This window comes from Bradyrhizobium sp. AC87j1 (assembly GCF_002936975.1).
Taxonomy (GTDB): Bacteria; Pseudomonadota; Alphaproteobacteria; order Rhizobiales; family Xanthobacteraceae; genus Bradyrhizobium; species Bradyrhizobium shewense.
The window spans coordinates 1-1,353 of sequence record NZ_PTFE01000243.1; the positions used below are offsets into that span (position 1 = coordinate 1).

The following is a 1,353-nucleotide window of genomic DNA, read 5'->3' on the forward strand; positions in this document are numbered from 1 at the left end:
CCGTTCTTTAATCGCGGGCACGATGTCAACCCCGATAGACAAAAGTGATCCACTGCCGGGTTCATGGTTCTTTCCGCGGTCGTCTCTACAGCCGCCGCATGATGGCGTTCAACAGGTGTGCATCTCGATGTGAAGAGCGCGGTGCGTAACGCCCGCAGGGACGACTTCGAGATTGCCAGCACCCTCGTCCCGGCAGGGACGCTTGTTCCGCCGAAGGCGGATCTGGGTCGGTTTAAGGCAGCTTCATGCGGCGCGCATCTCTGCCTGGAACTCAGTGCCATCGGTCCAGATGGTGTGGAGGATGACAGCCATTTTGCGAGCAACGGCAACCTTCGCCTTTTTGGCGCCGATCCGTTTGGTCAGCTTGCTGCCCCAGCGCTTGAGGGCAGAACCTCGCCTGACAACGGTCAGCAGGACGTTCGCGGCTTCGAACAGATAAGTCCGGACCTGATGGTTGCCGCGTTTGGAGATGCGGCCAGTTCGGTCGACCTCGCCGGATTGATAACGTCTTGGTGTCAGGCCGAGATAGGCACCGACGTCGGCGGAATGTCTGAAGCGGGCGGGGTTGTCGATGGTAACGACGAAGGCCAGAGCGGTCAGGGGACCGATACCGGGAACGGTCATCATTCGCCGAACAGTTTGGTCACCCTTCGCCATCACCAGGAGTTCTCGATCAAATTTTTCAATTTGCTCGGTTAAACAGGACTGAGCTAGCAGTAGTGGCGCGAAGATATCCTGCAAATCCGGCGATTCAGCGAGCACGGCGTTGACTTTCCGAGCCAGGTTGGTCGAACCGGCCCTGCCGAGTACTATTCCCAACCCCTTACACAAGCCGCGCATCTGGTTGTCGAGGTCACGCCGCAGATCCACCAGCTTGCTTCGAGCCGCAAGCATCGAACGGGTTTTCCAGCTCTCCGCCCCCTTCACGGCAACTTCCCGGTACCATCCCATGCGAGCCATTTCAGCCAACCCCCTGGCATCGTTCTGATCCGACTTGTTGATGCGCATCGATAACGCCGCGTTGGCGTGACGCGCATCAAGGCAAATCACCGGAAAGCCCAGCGCCCTGAGCTGATGCCAAAGCCAATTCGATAGTGAGCCCGTTTCAAAAACGATCCGCTCAGCCTTGCCGGCATGGCGCCGCAGGAGCTTAGCGATCGCCTCCGGATTGGTCGGCCCACAACCTTCAAATGTCACGTCGCCAGCCTGGTCTAAAACGCAAATGCTGGTTTCTTCCATAGAGATATCCAGACCAACGTACTGCTTCATAGCGCGGCTCCTTTTCGATTTGCTGACGCCGATCGTACCGATCCTCGTGTTCGCAAGAAGACGTCAGCCGCGATTACGCCATGT

Annotated in this window: 1 protein-coding gene; it reads right to left on the minus strand. The window is 58.1% G+C overall.

The features are described from left to right. Positions 1-243: 243 nt before the first annotated feature. Entirely contained in the window at positions 244-1,269 is a 1,026-nt protein-coding gene (locus CV770_RS41080; RefSeq protein ID WP_104466318.1) for an IS110 family RNA-guided transposase, read from the minus strand. Between the last annotated feature and the right edge of the window lie 84 nt (positions 1,270-1,353).

Excerpts from the sequence above, each read along its gene's own strand:
- CV770_RS41080 (WP_104466318.1), bottom strand. The coding sequence starts at position 1,269 with ATGAAGCAGTACGTTGGTCTGGATATCTCTATGGAAGAAACCAGCATT.